This window comes from Pseudomonas sp. Z18(2022), assembly GCF_036346535.1.
Classification (GTDB): domain Bacteria; phylum Pseudomonadota; class Gammaproteobacteria; order Pseudomonadales; family Pseudomonadaceae; genus Aquipseudomonas; species Aquipseudomonas yamanorum_A.
Genome location: NZ_JAOTOA010000001.1, coordinates 1126444 through 1146863, shown reverse-complemented (window position 1 = coordinate 1146863; position 20420 = coordinate 1126444). Strand labels below are relative to the sequence as shown.

Genomic DNA, 20420 nt, shown 5'->3' with positions numbered 1-20420 from the left:
CTCAACCCTGCTCGTCGTAACGGGAGCTGTATGTCGATACCACGTTTGAAGTCTTACCTATCCATAGTCGCCACGGTGCTGGTGCTGGGTCAGGCCGTTACCGCGCAAGCGGCCGAGCTGCCTGATTTCACCCAACTGGTGGAGCAGGCGTCGCCTGCCGTGGTGAACATCAGTACTACCCAGAAGCTGCCGGATCGCAAAGTCTCCAACCAGCAGATGCCGGACCTGGAAGGCCTGCCGCCGATGCTGCGCGAATTCTTCGAGCGCGGCATGCCCCAGCCGCGCACGCCGCGTGGCGGTGGTGGCCAACGTGAGGCCCAGTCTCTGGGTTCGGGTTTCATCATCTCGCCTGATGGCTACATCCTGACCAACAACCATGTGATTGCCGATGCCGACGAAATTCTCGTACGCCTGGCTGATCGCAGCGAGTTGAAAGCCAAGCTGGTAGGCACGGACCCACGTTCCGACGTAGCCCTGCTGAAGATCGAAGGCAAGGACCTGCCGGTGCTCAAGCTGGGTAAATCCCAGGACCTGAAAGCCGGGCAATGGGTAGTCGCCATCGGTTCGCCGTTTGGTTTTGACCACACCGTGACCCAAGGCATTGTCAGCGCCATCGGCCGCAGCCTGCCGAACGAAAACTACGTGCCGTTCATCCAGACCGACGTGCCGATCAACCCGGGTAACTCCGGTGGTCCGTTGTTCAACCTGGCGGGCGAAGTGGTCGGGATCAACTCGCAGATCTACACCCGCTCCGGTGGTTTCATGGGCGTGTCGTTCGCGATTCCGATCGACGTGGCCATGGACGTTTCCAACCAGCTGAAAACCGGTGGCAAAGTCAGTCGCGGCTGGTTGGGCGTGGTGATCCAGGAAGTGAACAAGGACCTGGCTGAGTCCTTCGGTCTCGACAAGCCGGCCGGTGCCCTGGTTGCGCAAATCCAGGACGATGGCCCGGCAGCCAAAGGTGGTTTGCAAGTCGGCGACGTGATCCTGAGCATGAACGGCCAGCCGATCGTCATGTCTGCAGACTTGCCGCATCTGGTGGGTGCGCTCAAGGCGGGCAGCAAGGCCAAGTTGGAAGTTATTCGCGACGGCAAGCGTCAGAACGTTGAGCTGACTGTCGGCGCAATCCCGGAAGAAGGCGCGACGTTGGATGCGCTGGGCAACAGCAAGCCGGGTGCCGAACGCAGCAGCAACCGCCTGGGCATTGCCGTGGTCGAGTTGACCGACGAGCAGAAGAAAAGCTTCGACCTTAAAAGTGGCGTAGTGATCAAGGAAGTCCAGGACGGTCCTGCCTCCCTGATCGGCCTGCAGCCGGGTGATGTCATTACTCACCTGAACAACCAGGCCATCAACTCCACCAAAGAGTTCACCGACATCGCCAAGGCGCTGCCGAAGAACCGCTCGGTGTCGATGCGTGTCCTGCGTCAGGGCCGCGCCAGCTTCATTACCTTCAAGCTGGCCGAGTAATCCGCTAGTCCAATAAAAAGCCCCGCTCTCGATACACGAGAGCGGGGCTTTTTTGTGGCTGCGAGGTTTAGCCCATCATGTCTTTGATCATGCGTTCCTGGTCGATCAGTTCACGTTGGCGTGCATCGATACGTGACGAAAGCGGGAAGTTGCTTCCGGCGCGACGCTTGGCGAAGTCCAGTTGTTGAATGGCCTGTTTGAAGTCCCCTACCAGCGCAAAGTACTCGGCGCGAGCCTGATGCAGGCCGATGATGTTGCCCGACAAACCACGGGTTTCCGCGACCTGGTACCAGACATCCGGATCGTCCGTGCGTGATTTAAGCAGGCCTTCGAGGGCTTTTTCCGCGTCAGCGGTGCGGCTTTGCTTGAGCAGCAGATCCACCCGAACCTGATTCAGCGGGTAGTTGCCTGGATATTGCGTCAACATCCGGTCCGTACGCTGCTGGGCATCCGGCAGGCGATTGTTGCTCATGTCCAACTCGATCTGCGCCAGGTTGTAGGTAATGTCGTTGGGCGCCTTGGCCAGCAGCGGCTTCAGGTTTTCCCGGGCCAGGTTGAACTGGGCGCCTTTGATCTGGGCGATGGCCAAGCCATAACGCGCCACATCATTTTTCGGGTTTTCATCCAGCTGAGCCTGGAAGCGCTTGGCCGCCAAACCCGGAGTGTCTTCGTAGTACAGCTGCACGCGCGCGCGGATCAGTTGGTAGCGCAGGCTGTCTTCAATGCCGCCCGGCTTGGCTTGCTCTGCGCGGTTACGGGTGTCGGCGATCCGCGATTCGGTGACCGGGTGAGTCAGCAGGAATTCTGGTGGCTTGGCGTCAAAACGGTACTGGCGCATCAGGCGTTCGAACATGGTTGGCATGGAGCGCGGGTCGTAGCCGGCTTTCTCCAGGTTGAGAATGCCGATACGGTCAGCCTCTTGCTCGTTTTGCCGGGAAAAGCGGCGTTGCTCCTGGATCGCGGCGGCCTGGCTGCCGGCAATCGCGGCAATGCCCGCATCGCCTGCGCCAGCAGCGGCGGCGATGATGCCGCCGAGCAGCGCGGCCATCATCGGGATCTGCATGCGCTGCTGGGCTTCCACACCTCGGGCGAAGTGGCGTTGGGACAAGTGAGCCAATTCGTGGGCCAGTACCGAGGCATATTCGCCTTCGGTCTGGGCATTGAGGAACAGGCCGCCGTTGACCCCGACGATGCCACCCGGTGCGGCAAAGGCGTTCAGTTGCGGGCTGTTGATCAGAATGAATTCCAGGCGCCGGTCATTGACCTGGCTGGTTTCCACCAGTTTGTAAACGCTGCTTTCGACGTAGTCCTTGAGCTGCGGGTCGTTGAGTTGCGAGACCTGGCCACGCAGGTAGGCCAGCCATGCCCGGCCCAAATCGTATTCCTGTTTTGGCGAGACAATGGCAGAACTGGCGTCGCCAAGTGACGGCAGGTCGTCGGCGAAGCCTGGAGAGGCCAGCAGGCAAGCCAGCGTCAGCAGGGTAGGGCGCAAAAAAGTCATGCACAAAGCCTTTCGACAAAGAGCTTACTGTAGCCGGACACTGAGCTTCGGACCAGATATTCTAAGCGCCCCCGACGCCCACCCGGAGCAAAACCATGACTGACGCTGTAGCCTTCGATGCCGAACTGGACGCCAGTGGCCTTAACTGCCCGCTGCCCTTGCTCAAGGCCAAGTTGGAACTCAACCGGCTGGCCAGCGGCGCGGTGCTCAAGGTGATCGCCACCGACGCGGGTTCCCAGCGGGATTTCCGTACGTTTGCCAAGCTGGCCGGTCACACCCTGCTGCATGAAGAAGACGAAGCGGGCGTCTATCGTTACTGGTTGCGCAAGGCCTGAATCGCTTGAATATGCTGTCCTTATCGCCTGAGGTTAATTGATGTTCAAAGTGTTACGTGACTGGATTCAGCGCTACTTCTCTGATGAGGAAGCCGTGGTGTTGGCCGTCCTGCTGTTTCTCGCCTTCACGGCGGTGCTCACCTTGGGCGGCATGTTGGCGCCGGTGTTGGCAGGCATGGTGTTGGCGTACCTGATGCAAGGCCTGGTCTCCATCCTGGAGCGCCTGCGCTTGCCGGGCGGGGCTGCGGTGGGCCTGGTATTTGCCTTGTTCATGGGGCTTTTGCTGGTGTTTATCGTGATTGTGGTGCCTTTGTTGTGGCATCAGTTGATCACCTTGTTCAACGAACTGCCGGGCATGCTTGCCAAATGGCAGTCGCTGCTCTTGCTGCTGCCCGAGCGCTATCCGCACCTGGTGTCGGACGAGCAGGTGCTGCAGGCCATTGAAGTGGCCCGCGGTGAAATCGGAAAGTTCGGGCAATGGGCGCTGACCTTTTCCCTTTCGAGCTTGCCGCTGCTGGTCAACATCATGATCTACCTGGTACTGGTGCCGATCCTGGTGTTTTTCTTCCTCAAGGACCGCGAGATGATCGGTCGTTGGGTGCGTGGCTACTTGCCGCGTGAACGGGCGCTGATTACCCGGGTGGCCGAGGAAATGAACCGGCAGATTGCCAACTACATCCGTGGCAAGGTCATCGAGATCTTTATCTGCGGTGGGGTCACTTACATCGGTTTTGTCGCGCTGGGCCTGAACTATGCAGCCCTGCTGGCGCTGCTGGTGGGGGTTTCAGTGGTGGTGCCTTACGTCGGCGCGGTGGTGGTGACGGTGCCGGTGATGTTGATCGCGCTGTTCCAGTGGGGCTGGAGTGATCAGTTCATCTACCTGATGGCGGTGTACGGCATCATCCAGGTGCTGGACGGCAACGTGCTGGTGCCGCTGCTGTTCTCCGAGGCGGTGAACCTGCATCCGGTCGCGATCATCTGTGCGGTATTGTTGTTTGGCGGGTTGTGGGGTTTCTGGGGGGTGTTCTTCGCGATTCCCCTGGCGACGCTGTTCAAGGCGGTGCTGGACGCCTGGCCCCGGCAGGAACCGGTTGTAGCGCCATTACTCTGATATTTGTGCTGCCGGTGCAGGCCTCATCGCGGGCAAGCCCGGCTCCCACATTGGCTGAGTTGTCATGTCGAACAACGAGCACATGTGGGAGCTGGCTTGCCTGCGATAGCTATTCCAAAGCCAGCAAGTGAATCAAGCCTTGTTCAGCGCCTGCGCCGCTGCTAATACAGCATCCACATGGCCTGGCACCTTCACACCACGCCATTCCTGACGCAGCACGCCATCCTTGTCGATCAGGAAGGTGCTGCGGTCAACACCCAGGTATTCCTTGCCATACAGCTTCTTCAGTTTGATCACATCAAACAGCTGGCAAACCGCTTCGTCCTTGTCGCTGATCAGCTCAAAGGGGAATTCCTGCTTGGCCTTGAAGTTCTCGTGGGACTTCACGCTGTCCCGGGACACGCCAAATACTTCGGTGTTGGCGGCCTTGAACGCGGCGTGCTCGTCACGAAAGCCCTGGCCTTCGGTGGTGCAGCCCGGCGTGCTGTCTTTAGGGTAGAAGTAGATCACCACTTGCTTGCCCTTGAGCCCGGCAAGGCTGAAGGTCTGCCCACTGGTGGCCTGGGCTTCGAAATCGTCTACCGGTTTGTCGATGACTACTGCCATGAAAACTTCCTTACATTGGGTTCTGTGGGCGCCAAGGCTCGATCAGCGCATCGAGGTTCAAGGCATCGGCGAAATCCAGGAACTGATCGCGCAGCCAACTGATCTGCACTCCGGCCGGCAAGGTCACGGTAAAGGTAGCGTTGAGCATGGTGCCGCCGGTCTGCGGGGCCTGATAGGTGTCGCAGGTCAGGTTTTCCAGTTCGACGTTGTGGTCAATAAAGAACTGGCACAGCTCATTGACGATGTCCGAGCGGTAGGCCGAGCTGACATAGGCCACGTAGGGCAGGGCCTGGGGACGGTTCTCCAGGGCGGCGCTGCGCACCACGTTGACCGTGAAGTCATGCTTCTTGGCCAAACCCGGCAAGCCGGTTTCGAGGCGGGCCAGGGCATCCCAGGTTCCGGAAATCTGCAGGACCAGCGCGCTGCACTCGCCATGGCGGGTCAGGCGGGAGGTCACGACGGCGCAGCGGTTTTCATGGCTGGCGCGGCACAGGACGTTAGTCAGCTCCATGGGGTTGGCGCCAAGGGCACTGATGACAAGGAATTGTTCGCGGACTGTGGGGGTGGACATGCAGCCTTCCTAAAGCGATGAGCGGTCGATACGATGAAAGCGGTATCAATCAAAGGATGAAGGGTAGCGAAAACCATCGCCAAGGGCTAGGAGGTGGCGTTTTCATTACGTAATCAGCTTCATCAAACCCTGCTTTGGCCCAATGATGGCGTTGCTGCGAACTAAGTTGATCCAGAACGCATCCTCAGGCGGTACTTCGCTTGTACAAGCATCTTGGCGCCAGTACCATTACCGCTCTCTTTTTCCGGCAGGAGCGGTTGCATGATTGCGGGCAGTATGGTGGCACTGGTCACACCCATGGATGCACAAGGTAATCTCGACTGGGACAGCCTGGGCAAACTGGTGGACTTCCACCTGCAAGAGGGCACCAACGCCATCGTGGCGGTCGGCACCACAGGTGAATCGGCCACACTTGATGTGGAAGAACACATCGAAGTGATCGAGTTCGTGGTCAAGCGCGTTGCAGGGCGTATTGCTGTCATCGCCGGCACGGGCGCCAATTCGACCCGCGAAGCGATCGAATTGACCAGGAACGCCAAGAAAGCCGGCGCCGATGCCTGCCTGCTGGTGACGCCGTACTACAACAAGCCGACCCAGGAAGGCCTGTACCTGCACTTTCGCGCCGTCGCCGAAGCGGTCGATATCCCGCAGATCCTCTACAACGTGCCCGGTCGCACCGCCTGCGACATGAAGGCCGAGACCGTGATCCGACTGTCCACCGTACCGAACATCATCGGTATCAAGGAAGCCACCGGTGACCTGCAACGCGCCAAGGACATCCTGGCCGGCGTCAGCAGCGACTTCCTGGTGTATTCCGGTGACGACGCCACGGCGGTGGAGCTGATCCTGCTGGGCGGTAAAGGCAACATCTCGGTGACTGCCAACGTCGCACCGCGCGCCATGAGCGAGCTGTGCGCCGCTGCCATTGCCGGTGACGCGGTCAAGGCCCGGGCGATCCACGAGCAATTGGCACCGCTCAACAAAACCCTGTTTATCGAATCCAACCCTATCCCCGTGAAATGGGCGCTGCATGAGATGGGCCTGATGCCGGACGGTATCCGTCTGCCGCTCACCTGGCTCAGCGAAGCCTGTCACGAACCGCTGCGACAGGCCCTGCGCCAGTCCGGCGTCCTGGTTTAATTGAGGAAGCACTACGCATGAAGCGATTGGCCGGACTTTCCGCACTTGCCTTGATTATCTCCAGCACCAGTGGCTGCGGTTGGATCTGGGGCCCGGAAGGCTACTTCCGCGACCGCGGTAGCGATTACCTGGAAGCCCAACAAACCGCCCCGATGAAATTGCCGTCGGACGTCAATGTCGCCAAGCGCCTTGACCCGCTGCTGCCGATCCCGCGCAACGTGGCCGACGACACCTTCAAGGGTGAGTACGAAGTGCCACGTCCGCAGCCGTTGTCGGCCGTGGCCGATGCCAGCGACTACAGCCTGCAGAAGAGCGGCGACACCCGCTGGGTCATGGCCCAGCGCCCACCTGCCGAAGTCTGGCCGGTGGCCGTGCAGTTCTTCCAGGACAACGGTTTCCGCATTGACGAGCAACGCCCGCAGACCGGTGAATTCACCACCGCGTGGCAGCACACCAGCGAACTGTCGGCCTCCATGGCCAAGCGCCTGCAAGCCGGCGGCGTAGCCAATGACAGCGAAGCCCGCATCCGCGTGCGTATCGAGCCAGGCGTGCAGCGTAATACCAGTGAAGTCTATGTGGTCAGCGCCGAGCGTCCTGCCGGCAGCACCGCCAACGTCGACTTCACCCCGCGCTCGGTCAACACCGGCGTGGACGCGGCCCTGGTCGACGAAATGCTCGCCAGCATGAGCCGTATCTCCGAGAAGGGCGGTTCCGTCTCCCTGCTCGCCGCCGGCAGCTTTGACACGCCTAGCCGCGTCAGCCTCAGCGAAGACGGCAGCGGCAACGTCGTGCTCAACCTGGGTGAAGACCTGGATCGCGCCTGGTCGAGTGTCGGCCGCGCGCTGGAACACGGCGAATGGCGCGTTGAAGACATCAACCGCAGCCTGGGCCTGTACTACATCAACCTGGCCGAAAAAGCCGAGAAGAAAGACGATGAGCCTGGTTTCTTCAGCAAATTGTTCGGCAGCAAGCCGACCAAGGAAGAGATCGAAACTCGTGCCGAGCGTTACCAGGTTCGTTTGAGCAAGGTAGGCGACAGCGTGCAAGTCACCGTCGAGAAAAACATCAACACCGTGGCGCCGGCCGATGTGGCGCGCAAAGTGTTGGGCGTGATTCAGGACAACCTGGGCTGATCCGATGCGTTTTGCCGTTCTCGGCAGCGGTAGCCAAGGGAACGGCACGCTTGTAGCCCATGACGACACGTACGTCCTGGTGGATTGTGGTTTCTCCCTGCGGGAAACCGAGCGGCGCCTGCTGCGCCTGGGGGTTCACCCCACGCAGTTGAGCGCGATTCTGGTGACCCACGAACATGCCGACCACGTGCATGGCGTGGGTTTGCTGTCTCGGCGCTACAATCTTCCGGTGTACCTGAGTCGCGGTACCTTGCGCGGGATGCGCAAACCGATTGAACCCGCAGGTTTGCTGGCCGGTGGCGAGCAATTGCAGATCGGTGCCTTGAGCATTGATGTGATTGAAGTGGCCCACGATGCCCAGGAACCGACGCAATACGTATTCAGTGACGGTGAGCGACGTTTCGGCCTGCTCACCGACCTGGGTTCCTACTGCGCCAAGGTGCTGGACGGTTATCGCGACCTCGATGCATTGATGATCGAGTCCAACCACTGCCGTGACCTGCTTGCCCGTGGTCACTACCCGGCTTTTCTCAAGCAGCGGGTCGGCGGGCAGTTTGGACATTTGAACAACCACCAGGCGGCGTACCTGGTGTATGAGTTGGGCTGGCAAGACCTGCAACACCTGGTGCTGGCCCACCTGAGCAGCAAGAACAACCTGCCGACGCTTGCCCGGCAATGTTTTGTCGACACCCTTGGGTGCGACCCGGACTGGCTGCAACTGGCCGATCAAGATTCAGGGCTCGACTGGCGACACATCGCCTAGCCCACCTAACGTAATGCGGAGCCCATCATGGAAAAACGTGAAGAACTCTACCGCGGCAAAGCCAAATCGGTTTACAAGACCGACGACGCCAACCGCCTGATCCTGCTGTTTCGCAACGACACCTCGGCGTTCGACGGCAAGCGCATCGAACAGCTCGACCGCAAAGGCATGGTGAACAACAAGTTCAACGCCTTCATCATGCAGAAACTCGAAGCGGCCGGCATTCCGACCCAATTCGACAAACTGCTGGGCGACAACGAATGCCTGGTGAAAAAACTCGACATGATCCCGGTCGAGTGCGTCGTGCGTAACTATGCCGCCGGCAGCCTGGTGAAGCGTTTGGGCGTGGAAGAGGGCCTCAAGCTCAATCCTTACACCTTCGAACTGTTCCTGAAGGACGACGCCAAGGGCGACCCGTTCATCAACGAATCCCACGTAGTGGCATTCGGTTGGGGCACCGCTGAGCAACTGGCTCGCATGAAAGAACTGTCGCTGAAGGTCAACGACGTCCTGAGCAAACTGTTCGATGACGCCGGCCTGCTGCTGGTGGACTTCAAACTTGAATTCGGTGTGTTCCACGACGGCTCCATCGTCCTGGGCGACGAGTTCAGCCCGGACGGCTGCCGCCTGTGGGACAAAGACACCCGCAAGAAGATGGACAAAGACCGCTTCCGCCAGGGCCTCGGTGACGTTATCGAAGCCTACGAAGAAGTCGCCAACCGTCTCGGCGTACCGCTGTAATCGACGCAAGCATCTGATAGCACGGAAAAAAATCGCTCAGGCGCTTTGCTTCCACGAAACAGGCTGTTATGATGCGCGCCGTTGGAGAGATGCCAGAGTGGCCGAATGGGACGGATTCGAAATCCGTTGTACCTTCACCGGTACCTAGGGTTCGAATCCCTATCTCTCCGCCATTATTGAAAAACGAAAAACCCCTGATAACTTCAATGTTGTCAGGGGTTTTTTGCTTTCAGTCAGAAATTACATAATGAATTCTGCTACGGTCTTCGTTAATTGGCGATTCGGACATCAGTCATGAATTTTGAAAAAGTACTGGCGCACCTACAGGTTGAAGTCCCAGGTCTACTGGCTGTGTATGTGTTCGGTAGCCAAGTGACTGGTGAGGCTGGCAGTGAGAGCGACCTGGATGTTGCCGTTCTTTCTGCGGGAGTGGTCGAGCCTTTATCGCTATGGCGGCTTTCCGGGGAATTAGCCGATATAGTTGGCGTTCCAGTCGACTTGCTTGATTTGCGCGCAGCCTCAACAGTGATGCAATACCAGGTATTGACCACCGGACGTCGGCTATGGTCCGGGAGTATCCAGGCAGGTCTCTTCGAGAGCTACGTCCTGAGCGAAAAAACCGCGTTGGACACGGCAAGAGCCGAGTTGTTGGCGGATATCCAGAAGGAAGGGAATGTGTATGGTCGATGATGTTCTCATCAATAAAGCAGCCAGCATTGAACGTTGCGTTGCTCGCGCCCGTCAGGAATACGATAAAGATCCCACCAGCTTCGCTACCGATTTCACGCGCCAGGATGCGGCGATCCTGAATATTCAGCGAGCGTGTGAAGCCGCGCTGGACATGGGCCAGCACCTGATTCGTCGTGAGCGCTTGGGCGTTCCACAAGGAGCCCGTGATGTGTTTGAGTTGTTATGTCAGGGCGGTTGGGTCAATCCTGCGTTGCTGACCAACCTGAAAAACATGGTCGGGTTCCGTAACATTGCTGTTCACGAGTACCAGACGCTTCAATTGCCGATTACCGTTGCGATCATCACGAAACACCTTGGTGATTTTCTGGCATTCAGTTCGCATATTTTGATCAAGGATGCAGGTTTGGAAAGTAAACAGGTCTGATCTGTAAAATTCTCCCCTCCCTCTGAATAAGTTTCCTTGTTGCGGTGTTCACCACACAGACCACCCAGGAAACGCCCATGAACACCCCAACCGACCGCTACGACCGCCTGACCCGCACCTTCCACTGGCTGACCGCCGCCCTGGTGATCTTCATGTTCGCCAGCGCACACATCTGGGAAAACCTGGAAAAAGGCACGCCACTGCGCAAAGGCCTGCAATCTGTTCATATCTCCCTGGGCATCGCCATGGCGGTGCTGATCGCGGCACGTATCCTCTGGCGCCTGTTCGGTGGCAATCATCCAAAGGCCGACACGCACCCGGCGCTGAACGTGGCCGCCAAAATCGCCCACGGCTGCCTATACCTGTTACTACTGACGCAGGTAATCCTGGGCTTCCTGTTCCGCTGGGCTCAGGGCGAGCCCTTCAACTTTTTTGGACTGTTCCCGGTGCCTGCGCCGTTTGTGATCGATCACGAGTTGCGTGGCACCTTGGGCGGCCTGCACAACAATGTCGCCTGGGCGATCATCGTACTCGCCGGGCTACATGCCTGCGCTGCGCTGTGGCATCACTACATCCAGCGTGACAGCACGCTGCGCCGCATGCTGCCCGGCCCTCGGGGCGATCGTCAACACTGAGTTTGCTGCTGTACTTTCCCTATCGTTACGGAGCATTAACGCCATGAAGAGTCGTCACGAACACGCCGTTGGTTACCGCACCGCTCTATTCTTCGGTGCCTGTATGGCCGCCGCGCTACTGGCCGGCCAGGCCCATGCTTCCGGTGATGAGTCGGCGCCGCCCAAGCCCAACTGCCCCAAAGGCCAGGTCTGGGATACCAAGACCGGCAAGTGCGTGCTGCAAACCAGCAAAGCCACGTCGGACGCCGACCGCACCGATTACGCCTATCGCCTGGCCAAGGACGGGCGCTACGACGAAGCCCTGTCACTGCTCGACACGCTGCAAGATCCGAACACCGCCAAGGCCCTGAACTACCGCGGCTACGCCACCCGCAAGCTGGGTCGCACCGATGAAGGCATCAGCTACTACCTCAAATCCGTGGCACTGGACCCTGGCTATGCACAAGTCCGTGAGTACCTGGGTGAGGCTTACGTCATCAAGGGCCGTGTAGACCTGGCCCAAGAGCAGTTGGTGAAAATCAAAACCCTGTGCGGCACCACCTGTGAAGAGTACGAAGACCTGGCCGAAGCCATAGCCGCTGCGCCTCAGGCTTAAACGGGAGACCGCCATCACCACAGACGCCGAGTTACGCCGTGAGTTAAGCCAACTGTTGCCGCGTTTATGGCGATACGGCTGGGTGCTGTCGCGACAAAAGCATGTGGCGGATGACCTGGTGCAGGCCACCTGCGTGCGGGCGCTGGAGCGTGCAGGCCAGTTCGTGGCCGGCACGCGGCTGGACCGCTGGTTGCTGACGATCATGCATTCGATATGGCTTAACGAACTGCGCTCGCAGCGCGTGCGGCAAGGGCAGGGGTTTGTCGATGCCGAGCAGGCATTGTCATTCGACGGCGAAACCCTGGCCCAGGACCACGTGTTGGCCGCGCAGGTGATCAAGCGCGTCAATGCGCTGCCCGAAGCCCAGCGGGAGACGGTTTTCCTGGCCTATGTCGAAGGGCTTTCATACAAGGAAATTGCCGAGGTCCTGCACATCCCGGTGGGAACGGTGATGAGCCGACTGGCTGCTGCGCGCTTGAAGCTGGCTGAAACGGCGCATTCAAGTGGCTTGCTGGATAAATCGAGCGGAGAACGACGATGACTCAAAATACCCCACCGTCGGATGAACTGCTGGTGGCTTATCTCGATGGCGAGCTGGACCCCAGCCAGCGCCAGCTTATCGATAATCTGTTGGGAATTGACCCCGCCGTGACGGCCCGCGTCGAGCAGCTCAAGCGCGGTCACCTGCCGTTCAAAGCCGCGTTCGATTCGGTGCTCGATCAAGCCCCCACCGCGCGTTTGCAGGCGATGCTTGATGCCTTGCCACCGGCCCCGGCACCGGCCCTGAGCCGACGCAGGTTTCTCGCGGTGGCGGCCAGCTTCGCGGTGGCCGGCGTGGTCGCTGATCGGCTGTTCATGACGTGGCCCCGGCCTGAGCCCGGTTCGGGCTGGCGTGCTTCGGTCGCAGAATATATGGCGCTGTATACGCCCCAGACCCTGGAAAACCTCAGCACTGACCCTGAGTCGCATATCGCCCAACTGGGCTTGGTAGGGCGCCAACTCGGCCTGCCGCTGAGCCCGGCGGCGATAAGCCTGCCCGGCGCTGAGTTCAGGCGCGCACAAATCCTCGATTATGACGGCGTACTGATCGGCCAGTTGACCTACCTCGATCCGCGCCACGGCCCGCTGGCGCTGTGCATCACGGCCGCAAAAAAAGGCGCTGTGGCCATGGCCACCGAGCAGCGCCGTGGCCTGAACGTGGTGTTTTGGTCCAGCCCAACCCATGCCTTCATGTTGCTTGGCAGAAACCCGTTTGAGGATTTGCAGATCATGGCGCGCAGTGCCGAGAAGGCTTTGTCCACTTAAAAATACGACACTCAATCATCAATATCGGGATAGATGACTCTCCCGAGTATCCAAGGCGCAACCATATCGCTATGAACCGGGCGCAGAAATGAGCCCCACTCGGTACGACTGTGGGCATCAGGTCCGAATTTTCCCAGTGACTGATTTTTTGAAATAGAGGAGAGATTTTGACAGCGGGCATTCAATCCTACTTGGAGATTGGAAGCTTGCCGCTGATCACAAAGGTGTCGAAAGCTTTTTGTCCATCACGCGCGGCTTGCCGTACATCAAGGAAGCTCAGCTCTCCGCTGACGGCCTTTTTGCGCGGCTTCTCGGTCTTTTTGGTGGTGGCCATCGGAGCCTCCGAAGGAAGTGTGTTCATAGCGTTCAGCTTATGTGAATAGTGATAGCCGAGCAAACCGCAGGCTTGATGGGCCGAGGAAAGGGACTATATCGATTGGCTTGATAGCCGCTCAAGAGCTTGGCGGAAGGACGAGGCTGATAACGCCGTCGGGCAAATCTTCATTTAGCTGGCGGTAATGGCTTCGCTACCTTTTCGCATACTTCAAGTTTTCTCCAACAACGCCCGCCAACGCGCCGGCGTCGTGCCTTCCCATGAGCGAAACGCCCGATAAAACGAATTGGTGTCTTCATAACCGACCAGGCAGGCGATCTCGTCTATTTCGATCGTCGGTTCGGTCAGCAAGTGGCGCACCACTTCCTGGCGCGTCTCCAGCATCAGTTGCCTGAAACTGGTGCCGGCCTCGGTAATGCGCCGTTGCAACGTGCGTTCGCTCATGCCCAGTTCCCGCGCGACCTCCACCATCTCGGGCCGACCACTGGCCAGGATCCGCTTGAGGGTGATCTTCACCTGATGGCTGATGCTGACGGGGGCCGATGCCTCGGCCAGCGCCGCTACCAGGCTGGGGTTCAGCATGTCCAGCATCTGTGGGTTGTATCCCGGAAAGGATCGATCCAGATCCGCGGCATCCAGCACCAACGCATTGCGCCCGGCACCAAACTTCACGGAGCAGCCAAAAAACTCGGCCAGTGCACGGCTACCTTCGTCCGGGCGAGCCAGTTCGACTTTCAGAGGAATAACCTGTGCGCGGGAGCCCCGCCGGCCCAACTCGACAAATGTGGCAAACGCCGCGTCTATCAAGCGTGCAGGCGGCAACTCGGGCGTGTGCAACCAGTCGATGGTCACCGTGCAGGTGCGGCCATCCTCGGCAACCAGCAGGCGCTCGGGCGTGCACAGTTGCTTGAAGCGGGCGAGGCGGTGCAGGCCATCGCGATAATCCCGGGCGACAAAGGCGGCAAAGCTGGAGGGCGCAAGCGCGGCGATCTCCAACTGCGTCACCAGCAAGATGCCCACAGCCGGATCGGGATTAAGCGTACGAACCGCCTCCCACAAGCGAAAGTATTCCAGCGTTGTCACCTGCCGCCGGTCTCGCCGCTCGCGCAGGTGCAAGGTCATGGGCAAGCGTGCCTGACGCAACACCTCCGATGGCTCCAGGCCGACGTTCTTCAGCGCCTGCCAGAACACATCCGGTATGTTGAAACGGGGTTGGGTCGCGTCAGACATGCAGCACCTTTTTCCAAACCGTGAGATTAATCCGAGGCTGACACACTGAGGTCGTGCCACTTTTTATCCGACTCGGCCAAGTCTGCCGCTGCCCGGGCGGCGTATTGCACTGCATCGCTGCCGATCAGCAAGCGTAGCGGGGCGTCTTTGTTCAGTGCCAGTTCCAGCACGATTTCGGCAACCCGCTCCGGACCCGTCGGCAGGATGCCGGGTGAGTTGAGCAATTCAACCAGGGCGCCGACCGTTTGCTGGTAGGGCTCACTGATGGCCGGAATCGTCATGGAACTGCCCGACCAGTCCGTGCGCATGCCGCCCGGCTCCAGAACGGTCACCTGGATGCCCAGTGGCGTGACTTCCTGTGCCAGCACTGTGGAAAATCCACCGACTGCCCATTTCGCACTCTGATACGCGGCCAGGCCGGCCATGCCGATGCGGCCACCCAGCGACGACACCTGGAAGATATGACCATTGCCCTGGGCCCGCAACACCGGCACCACCGCCTTGCTGACGTGCACCACACCATAGAAGTTGGTGTCGATCTGCGCCGAAAAATCCTCCAGCGTCACGTCTTCCACCGAAGCCAGATCACCGTAGCCAGCGTTATTGACCACTACATCCAGGCGGCCAAAACGTTTCACCGCGGCATCCACCGCTTCCAGCACCTGCTGGTTGTTGGTGACATCCAGCGCGACGGGATAAACCGCCTCACCGTATTCGGCCACCAGGTCATCCAACTGCTTGGGGTTGCGGGCGGTGGCGACTACGCGATCACCGGCGCGCAGGGCGGCTACGGTAATCGAGCGACCGAGGCCGCGGGAACTGCCGGTGATAAACCATATTCTGGACATTCGAACACCTCTTCGTTTTGAGACAGCGGGAGCAACCTGTGAACGAATGATGGTGGACGGGCCCTTTTCATACACTAGCAAGAGGGCGCCAAGTGACTTGCAACTTACGCCATTTATTCCGCGGCCAGTCGGGCCGACAGGCTTTCGATAAACACCGTTTCCGCCCGGCTCATCTTCTGCTCGCGGTTCCACAGCAGGTGGATATCCACGTCGGTAATGCCTTCGTCCGGCGGCAGGCGCCACAGCAATCCATTCTTCACATCCTCGGCCACCACATGAATCGGCAGGCAGCCCAGGCCAAACCCGGCAATCACCAACCGGCGTACCTCTTCCAGGCTGGAGGACGACGCCACGATGCGCCCGCTGAAGCCCTGCTGGTCGCGAAATATCGTCAACGGCGAGAGCATCCCGCCGATCTGGTCGCTGGTGAAACTCACGAAATTTTCCGACTGCAAATCCCCCTCCGCCAAACCGGTGCGACCAAACAACGGGTGATGCCGCCCGCAAAAAAACGCATAACGCTGGCGCAGAAACAGGTGCTGCTCCAGGCGCGGTTGCGGCCGGCGATTGAGGCTCAGGCCCAAGGTCGCGGTTTTTTCCAGCAAGGCGGCGACGATGTCGGAGCTGCGCATCACCTCAACGTCCAGATCGACCCTGGGATGCTGGCGATGGAAGTCGGCCAGGAAGTCATCAAAGGTGTCGGAATTGATCCGGCTGATCATCAGCAAGCGCACCTTGCCGATCACCTCGTCGTCAGGCTTTTGCAGGGCGTTGCTCATCTGCGAGACCTGGCCGTACATCTCGCCGGCAATCGCGAAGATTTGCTCGCCGGCTTCGGTCAGCACAAAGCGCGGGCCGCGCCGGGCAATCAGCTGGCAGTCGAGCTGTTCTTCCAGGCGCTTGAGTGCCTGGCTGATGGCCGGTTGGGTCAGGTGCAGGCGCGCGGCGGCGCGGCTGATGCTCAATTCCTGGCCGATCACCCGGAAGGTGCGCAGCAGGTTCCAGTCCAGGCGGTCATTGAGCAGCGGGTGAAAATCGCGGCGGTTTTCAGACATGGCGACAGCTCGATAATAAGCAGGATTTATAATTGGAATAATAAATAGAAAATTGACTAATCATAGCGTCGAGACGAAAAATCACCCTCACTCAGCGCCATCAGAGCGCATGCGCCAGACCTTTCTCCTGCCAAAAAAATAACCAAAGGAGCCAACCCCATGAAGCCTTCCGCTTCGCCGCAGCCTCGCCGTGCCGCGGCCGCCGCCTTTATCGGCACCATGATCGAGTGGTACGACTTTTACATCTACGCCACCGCCGCCGCGCTGGTGTTCGGTCAGCTGTTTTTCCCTTCCGACGACAAACTGTTCAGCACCATGGCCGCGTTCGGCACCTTTGCCGTGGGCTTCTTCGCCCGGCCGTTGGGCGGCATCGTGTTTGGGCATATCGGCGATCGTATCGGTCGCAAGAAATCCCTGGTGATCACCCTGGTGATGATGGGCGTGGTGACGGTGTGCATCGGGCTGTTGCCGACCTACGCGCAGATCGGTGTCGCGGCGCCGGTGTTGCTGGTACTGCTGCGCGTGGTGCAAGGCATTGCCGTAGGCGGCGAGTGGGGCGGGGCGGTGCTGATGGCCGGCGAACATGCGCCCAAGGGTCGTCGCAATTTCTTTGCTTCTTTTGCCCAGTTGGGCAGCCCGGCGGGTTTGATTCTGTCGCTGCTGGCCTTCAGCGCAGTGACCCGTCTGCCGGAAGCCGACCTGCTCAGTTGGGGCTGGCGCGTGCCGTTCCTGGCCAGTGCGTTGCTGTTGATCGTCGGCTTGGCGATCCGCCTGGGCGTCAACGAATCCCCTGAGTTCCTGGAAGACAAGGCCAAGGCGGAAAAAGCCCGGGCCATCACCCAGGACCAGGCCCCGGTGATTGAAGTGCTGAAAACGGCCTGGCGCCCGCTGCTGCTGTGCATCGGCGCTAACACCCTGGGGATTGCCGGGGTGTATTTCACCAACACCTTCATGATTGCCTACACCACCCAGCAACTTAACCTGCCGCGCTCGTTGATTCTGGAATGCCTGTTTGTCGTGGCCATCATCCAGTTCTGCGTGCAGCCGCTGGCGGCCTGGGTGGCGGAGAAGGTCGGTGCGACGCGCTTTCTGTGTGCCATGACGCTGCTGGCAATGGCTTCGCCGTATCCGATGTTCGTCCTGGTCAGCAGCGGCCAGGCACCGTTGATCATCCTCGGCATCGCCCTGGCCGTGGTGTGCATGGCCTCGTTTTATGCGGTGATCGCCGGCTTCGTCAGTGGCTTGTTCGAAACCCGAGTGCGCTACACCGCCATCTCCCTGGCCTACCAAGTGTGTGGTGCGCTGGCCGGTGGCCTCACGCCGTTGATCGGCACCTGGCTGGCCCATGAATACCAGGGCCAGTGGTGGCCGATGGCTGTGTTCTACAGCGCGATTGCGGCGGTGTCGCTGGTGTGTGTACTCGCGTTGTCCCGCCGCCACGCCACAGCCCACCGTCTTGAAATGGCTTGATGAGCTTTATTGGAGCGTTTGTATGTTGAAGATTAAGGGTGAGCGCCTGTGGGCCAGCCTGATGGCCATGGCCGAGATCGGCGCCACGGCGCGCGGCGGCAGTTGCCGGCTGGCGTTGAGCGCCGAAGACCAGGCCGGCCGCGCACTGTTCAGCCGCTGGTGTGAAGACGCCGGGCTGACCTTGAGTGTGGATGCCATCGGCAACCTGTTCGCCCGCCGGGCGGGTACCGACCACGAGGCTGCGCCGGTGATGATGGGCAGCCACCTCGACACCCAGCCCGAAGGTGGGCGCTTTGATGGCGTCTATGGTGTGCTGGCCGGATTGGAGGTAATCCGCAGCCTTGACGACTACGGCATCAAAACCCGCAAGCCACTGGAAATTGCCGTGTGGACCAACGAGGAGGGCGCCCGTTTTACCCCGGCCATGCTCGGCTCGGCGGTGTTCACCGGGACCCTGGCATTGGACAAGGCGTTGGCCACTCAGGATATCGACGGTATCAGCGTCGCGGATGCGTTGCGCAGCACGGGCTACAACGGCGAGCGCCCATTGGGCGGCGCAGTGGATGCATATTTTGAAGCGCACATCGAGCAAGGTCCTATCCTGGAAGACAACGCCAAGAGCATCGGCGTGGTCACCGGTGGCCAGGCGATTCGCTGGCTCGACGTGCGCGTGGAAGGCATGGCCGCCCATGCTGGCACCACGCCGATGCCACTGCGCAAGGACGCCCTGTACGGTGCCGCGCAGATGATCCAGGCGCTGGAAAACCTGGCGGCCGACTCTGCGCCGCAGGGCCTGACCACGGTGGGTGAATTGAGCATCGCCAAGTCGTCGCGCAACACCATTCCTGGCCTGCTGAATTTCACCGTCGACCTGCGCCACCACCGCGACGCCGACATTGAAGCCATGGAGCAACACGTGCGCGCGCGCTTGCAGGACATCGCCGCCCAGCGTGGCCTGAGCGTCACCGTCAGCCCGCACTGGGTCAGCCCGGCGACGCCGTTTGATGCCGAGTGTGTGGCGTGTGTGCAGTCGGCGGTGGATGCGTTGGGTTATGCCCAGCAATCCATCGTCAGCGGCGCCGGCCACGACGCCATCCACTTGGCGCGGTTCTGCCCCACGGCGATGGTGTTCATCCCGTGCGTGGGCGGCTTGAGTCATAACGAAGCCGAAGATGTGCTGCCCGAGGATGTTCGCCAGGGCACCGATGTATTGCTCAATGCCGTGCTGAAACGCGCCGGCCAGGCTAATTAACGAAACATTTCTGCAAGGTTGAACACGATCAAAATGTAGGAGCTGGCTTGCCTGCGATAGCGGTGGTTCAGGCAACAAGTGTGTATCTGAGCCACCGCAATCGCAGGCAAGCCAGCTCCTACAGGTCCGGTGTTCAACCGCAGATGTGTGCCCATCAGGAGAAATCCCATGCGTACCTTTTTCCATCCCGAACAACTCCTGCACCATCCCCGCAGCTACTATTCACGCGGCCAGATGCGCACCCCGCAGGAAGTACCCGAGCGCGCCCGCAACCTGCTGCTGGCCGCGCAAACCCTGGGCTTCGACATCCAGCAACCCCGCGACCACGGCCTTGATCCATTGCTGGCCGTGCACGGCGCGGCCTACCTGACCTTCCTCCAGGAAGCCTACCCGCGCTGGAAAGAAATCCCCGAAGACTGGGGCGACGAAGTCATGTCCAACATCTTCGTGCGCGAGCCCAACGCCCTGCGCGGCGTCCTTGCCCAGGCGGCGCGCTACCTCGCCGACGGCAGTTGCCCAATTGGCGAACTCACCTGGCGCTCGGCGTACTGGTCCGCCCAAAGCGCCGTGGCCGCCGCCCAGGACATTCTCGACGGTGCGCCCGCCGCCTATGCGTTGTGCCGTCCACCGGGTCACCACGCCCGCTTTGATGCCGCCGGTGGGTTTTGCTATATCAACAATGCGGCGGTTGCGGCGCAGGCGTTGCGCGATGGCTTCGAACGCGTTGCCGTGCTCGATACCGACATGCACCACGGGCAAGGCATCCAGGAGATTTTCTACGACCGTGACGATGTGCTTTATGTGTCGATTCATGGCGACCCGACCAACTTCTATCCCGGCGTTGCAGGCTTTGCCGAGGAGCGCGGTGCGGCGGCGGGGGAGGGCTTCAACCTCAATTTGCCGATGGCCCATGGCGCCAGTGAGGCGGTGTTCTTTGAAAAGCTGGAGCTGGCGTTAAAAGCGGTGAAGGACTTCTCGGCGGATGTGCTGGTGTTGTCGCTGGGGTTCGATATCTACGAACTGGACCCACAGAGCAAAGTGGCGGTGACGCGGGAAGGGTTTGCGCGGTTGGGTGAGTGTATTCGTGGGTTGGGGCTGCCGTGTGTGATCGTGCAGGAAGGCGGGTATCACCTGGAGACGCTGGACAGTAATGCGCAGGCGTTTTTTGGAAGTGCGCGGGCGTGGGCAACAGCGCTGATGGAATAAAGAAACCG

Annotated in this window: 23 protein-coding genes and 1 tRNA gene; 17 read left to right on the top strand and 7 right to left on the bottom strand. The window is 60.1% G+C overall.

What is annotated here, in order from left to right; genetic code table 11:
- Nucleotides 1-30 precede the first annotated feature (30 nt).
- The gene (locus V3W39_RS05270) at nucleotides 31-1467 is read left to right on the top strand and encodes a DegQ family serine endoprotease (RefSeq protein WP_294733616.1); all 1437 of its coding nucleotides are present in this window, start codon (nucleotides 31-33) and stop codon (nucleotides 1465-1467) included.
- A gap of 67 nt (nucleotides 1468-1534) precedes the next feature.
- On the opposite strand, the gene V3W39_RS05265 is transcribed toward V3W39_RS05270, so the two are convergent.
- Nucleotides 1535-2968, bottom strand: a complete 1434-nt coding sequence (locus V3W39_RS05265; protein WP_177045050.1) for a M48 family metalloprotease — start codon at nucleotides 2966-2968, stop codon at nucleotides 1535-1537.
- A gap of 95 nt (nucleotides 2969-3063) precedes the next feature.
- On the opposite strand from V3W39_RS05265, the gene V3W39_RS05260 reads away from it, so the two are divergent.
- Both V3W39_RS05260 and V3W39_RS05255 read left to right on the top strand, forming a co-directional pair.
- Nucleotides 3064-3303, top strand: coding sequence for a sulfurtransferase TusA family protein (locus tag V3W39_RS05260; RefSeq protein WP_003211989.1), 240 nt, complete (start codon nucleotides 3064-3066; stop codon nucleotides 3301-3303).
- A gap of 40 nt (nucleotides 3304-3343) precedes the next feature.
- Complete coding sequence (locus tag V3W39_RS05255; protein WP_003211986.1) at nucleotides 3344-4414, top strand: AI-2E family transporter; 1071 nt, start codon at nucleotides 3344-3346, stop codon at nucleotides 4412-4414.
- Between the two features lie 132 nt (nucleotides 4415-4546).
- Here the strand turns inward: V3W39_RS05255 and V3W39_RS05250 are convergent, their stop codons facing one another.
- A complete protein-coding gene (locus tag V3W39_RS05250) occupies nucleotides 4547-5020 on the bottom strand; it encodes a peroxiredoxin (RefSeq protein ID WP_177045044.1) in 474 nt (157 codons plus the stop codon).
- A gap of 10 nt (nucleotides 5021-5030) precedes the next feature.
- The gene (locus V3W39_RS05245; protein WP_003172487.1) at nucleotides 5031-5591 is read right to left on the bottom strand and encodes a glycine cleavage system protein R; all 561 of its coding nucleotides are present in this window, start codon (nucleotides 5589-5591) and stop codon (nucleotides 5031-5033) included.
- Nucleotides 5592-5852: 261 nt separating this feature from the next.
- Between V3W39_RS05245 and dapA the strand changes: the two genes are divergently transcribed.
- The 11 genes from dapA (at nucleotide 5853) to V3W39_RS05190 (ending at nucleotide 13017) form a co-directional block, all read left to right on the top strand.
- Nucleotides 5853-6731, top strand: a complete 879-nt coding sequence (gene dapA / locus V3W39_RS05240) for a 4-hydroxy-tetrahydrodipicolinate synthase (protein ID WP_177046252.1) — start codon at nucleotides 5853-5855, stop codon at nucleotides 6729-6731.
- Between the two features lie 17 nt (nucleotides 6732-6748).
- Nucleotides 6749-7864, top strand: coding sequence for an outer membrane protein assembly factor BamC (bamC, locus tag V3W39_RS05235; protein ID WP_010176583.1), 1116 nt, complete (start codon nucleotides 6749-6751; stop codon nucleotides 7862-7864).
- 4 nt (nucleotides 7865-7868) lie between these two features.
- A complete protein-coding gene (locus V3W39_RS05230) occupies nucleotides 7869-8627 on the top strand; it encodes an MBL fold metallo-hydrolase (protein ID WP_177045040.1) in 759 nt (252 codons plus the stop codon).
- Between the two features lie 27 nt (nucleotides 8628-8654).
- On the top strand, nucleotides 8655-9368 hold the full coding sequence (purC, locus tag V3W39_RS05225) for a phosphoribosylaminoimidazolesuccinocarboxamide synthase (RefSeq protein WP_003211975.1): 714 nt from the start codon (nucleotides 8655-8657) through the stop codon (nucleotides 9366-9368).
- A gap of 83 nt (nucleotides 9369-9451) precedes the next feature.
- Nucleotides 9452-9541 (top strand) — tRNA-Ser (locus V3W39_RS05220).
- 121 nt (nucleotides 9542-9662) lie between these two features.
- Entirely contained in the window at nucleotides 9663-10058 is a 396-nt protein-coding gene (mntA, locus tag V3W39_RS05215) for a type VII toxin-antitoxin system MntA family adenylyltransferase antitoxin (protein ID WP_177045038.1), read from the top strand.
- Nucleotides 10048-10482, top strand: coding sequence for a type VII toxin-antitoxin system HepT family RNase toxin (hepT, locus tag V3W39_RS05210; protein ID WP_177045036.1), 435 nt, complete (start codon nucleotides 10048-10050; stop codon nucleotides 10480-10482). The genes mntA and hepT overlap by 11 nt, the downstream gene beginning before the upstream one ends.
- 77 nt (nucleotides 10483-10559) lie before the next feature.
- Nucleotides 10560-11117: a cytochrome b gene (locus V3W39_RS05205; protein WP_330212302.1), complete on the top strand. Its 558-nt coding sequence runs from the start codon at nucleotides 10560-10562 to the stop codon at nucleotides 11115-11117.
- 43 nt (nucleotides 11118-11160) lie between these two features.
- A complete protein-coding gene (locus V3W39_RS05200) occupies nucleotides 11161-11712 on the top strand; it encodes a tetratricopeptide repeat protein (RefSeq protein WP_256348142.1) in 552 nt (183 codons plus the stop codon).
- Nucleotides 11713-11767: 55 nt separating this feature from the next.
- Entirely contained in the window at nucleotides 11768-12253 is a 486-nt protein-coding gene (locus V3W39_RS05195; protein ID WP_177045032.1) for an RNA polymerase sigma factor, read from the top strand.
- Complete coding sequence (locus V3W39_RS05190; RefSeq protein ID WP_330212301.1) at nucleotides 12250-13017, top strand: anti-sigma factor family protein; 768 nt, start codon at nucleotides 12250-12252, stop codon at nucleotides 13015-13017. Before V3W39_RS05195 ends, V3W39_RS05190 begins: the two co-directional genes overlap by 4 nt.
- Before the next feature lie 187 nt (nucleotides 13018-13204).
- Here the strand turns inward: V3W39_RS05190 and V3W39_RS05185 are convergent, their stop codons facing one another.
- The 4 genes from V3W39_RS05185 to V3W39_RS05170 all read right to left on the bottom strand — a co-directional run bounded on the left by V3W39_RS05185 (nucleotide 13205) and on the right by V3W39_RS05170 (nucleotide 16484).
- Nucleotides 13205-13351 (bottom strand): hypothetical protein, encoded by a 147-nt coding sequence (locus V3W39_RS05185; protein ID WP_177045026.1) that lies wholly within the window; start codon nucleotides 13349-13351, stop codon nucleotides 13205-13207.
- A gap of 210 nt (nucleotides 13352-13561) precedes the next feature.
- Nucleotides 13562-14581, bottom strand: a complete 1020-nt coding sequence (locus V3W39_RS05180; RefSeq protein ID WP_330212300.1) for an AraC family transcriptional regulator — start codon at nucleotides 14579-14581, stop codon at nucleotides 13562-13564.
- 26 nt (nucleotides 14582-14607) lie between these two features.
- Complete coding sequence (locus tag V3W39_RS05175; protein WP_177121684.1) at nucleotides 14608-15429, bottom strand: SDR family NAD(P)-dependent oxidoreductase; 822 nt, start codon at nucleotides 15427-15429, stop codon at nucleotides 14608-14610.
- A 113-nt stretch (nucleotides 15430-15542) separates the two neighbouring features.
- Nucleotides 15543-16484 (bottom strand): LysR family transcriptional regulator, encoded by a 942-nt coding sequence (locus V3W39_RS05170; RefSeq protein WP_330212299.1) that lies wholly within the window; start codon nucleotides 16482-16484, stop codon nucleotides 15543-15545.
- 159 nt (nucleotides 16485-16643) lie between these two features.
- On the opposite strand from V3W39_RS05170, the gene V3W39_RS05165 reads away from it, so the two are divergent.
- From V3W39_RS05165 to V3W39_RS05155, 3 genes are all read left to right on the top strand, one after another.
- Nucleotides 16644-17954 (top strand): MFS transporter, encoded by a 1311-nt coding sequence (locus V3W39_RS05165; RefSeq protein ID WP_177045016.1) that lies wholly within the window; start codon nucleotides 16644-16646, stop codon nucleotides 17952-17954.
- Nucleotides 17955-17976: 22 nt separating this feature from the next.
- Nucleotides 17977-19206: a Zn-dependent hydrolase gene (locus V3W39_RS05160; RefSeq protein ID WP_330212298.1), complete on the top strand. Its 1230-nt coding sequence runs from the start codon at nucleotides 17977-17979 to the stop codon at nucleotides 19204-19206.
- A 168-nt stretch (nucleotides 19207-19374) separates the two neighbouring features.
- Nucleotides 19375-20412, top strand: coding sequence for a histone deacetylase family protein (locus V3W39_RS05155; RefSeq protein WP_330212297.1), 1038 nt, complete (start codon nucleotides 19375-19377; stop codon nucleotides 20410-20412).
- Nucleotides 20413-20420 lie beyond the last annotated feature (8 nt).

Bases quoted from the DNA above. Each gene is read 5' to 3' on its own strand.
- V3W39_RS05270 (WP_294733616.1), top strand. From the start codon at position 31: ATGTCGATACCACGTTTGAAGTCTTACCTATCCATAGTCGCCACGGTG.
- V3W39_RS05265 (WP_177045050.1), bottom strand. From the start codon at position 2,968: ATGACTTTTTTGCGCCCTACCCTGCTGACGCTGGCTTGCCTGCTGGCC.
- V3W39_RS05260 (WP_003211989.1), top strand. From the start codon at position 3,064: ATGACTGACGCTGTAGCCTTCGATGCCGAACTGGACGCCAGTGGCCTT.
- V3W39_RS05255 (WP_003211986.1), top strand. From the start codon at position 3,344: ATGTTCAAAGTGTTACGTGACTGGATTCAGCGCTACTTCTCTGATGAG.
- V3W39_RS05250 (WP_177045044.1), bottom strand. From the start codon at position 5,020: ATGGCAGTAGTCATCGACAAACCGGTAGACGATTTCGAAGCCCAGGCC.
- V3W39_RS05245 (WP_003172487.1), bottom strand. From the start codon at position 5,591: ATGTCCACCCCCACAGTCCGCGAACAATTCCTTGTCATCAGTGCCCTT.
- dapA (WP_177046252.1), top strand. From the start codon at position 5,853: ATGATTGCGGGCAGTATGGTGGCACTGGTCACACCCATGGATGCACAA.
- bamC (WP_010176583.1), top strand. From the start codon at position 6,749: ATGAAGCGATTGGCCGGACTTTCCGCACTTGCCTTGATTATCTCCAGC.
- V3W39_RS05230 (WP_177045040.1), top strand. From the start codon at position 7,869: ATGCGTTTTGCCGTTCTCGGCAGCGGTAGCCAAGGGAACGGCACGCTT.
- purC (WP_003211975.1), top strand. From the start codon at position 8,655: ATGGAAAAACGTGAAGAACTCTACCGCGGCAAAGCCAAATCGGTTTAC.
- mntA (WP_177045038.1), top strand. From the start codon at position 9,663: ATGAATTTTGAAAAAGTACTGGCGCACCTACAGGTTGAAGTCCCAGGT.
- hepT (WP_177045036.1), top strand. From the start codon at position 10,048: ATGGTCGATGATGTTCTCATCAATAAAGCAGCCAGCATTGAACGTTGC.
- V3W39_RS05205 (WP_330212302.1), top strand. From the start codon at position 10,560: ATGAACACCCCAACCGACCGCTACGACCGCCTGACCCGCACCTTCCAC.
- V3W39_RS05200 (WP_256348142.1), top strand. From the start codon at position 11,161: ATGAAGAGTCGTCACGAACACGCCGTTGGTTACCGCACCGCTCTATTC.
- V3W39_RS05190 (WP_330212301.1), top strand. From the start codon at position 12,250: ATGACTCAAAATACCCCACCGTCGGATGAACTGCTGGTGGCTTATCTC.
- V3W39_RS05185 (WP_177045026.1), bottom strand. From the start codon at position 13,351: ATGGCCACCACCAAAAAGACCGAGAAGCCGCGCAAAAAGGCCGTCAGC.
- V3W39_RS05180 (WP_330212300.1), bottom strand. From the start codon at position 14,581: ATGTCTGACGCGACCCAACCCCGTTTCAACATACCGGATGTGTTCTGG.
- V3W39_RS05175 (WP_177121684.1), bottom strand. From the start codon at position 15,429: ATGTCCAGAATATGGTTTATCACCGGCAGTTCCCGCGGCCTCGGTCGC.
- V3W39_RS05170 (WP_330212299.1), bottom strand. From the start codon at position 16,484: ATGTCTGAAAACCGCCGCGATTTTCACCCGCTGCTCAATGACCGCCTG.
- V3W39_RS05165 (WP_177045016.1), top strand. From the start codon at position 16,644: ATGAAGCCTTCCGCTTCGCCGCAGCCTCGCCGTGCCGCGGCCGCCGCC.
- V3W39_RS05160 (WP_330212298.1), top strand. From the start codon at position 17,977: ATGTTGAAGATTAAGGGTGAGCGCCTGTGGGCCAGCCTGATGGCCATG.
- V3W39_RS05155 (WP_330212297.1), top strand. From the start codon at position 19,375: ATGCGTACCTTTTTCCATCCCGAACAACTCCTGCACCATCCCCGCAGC.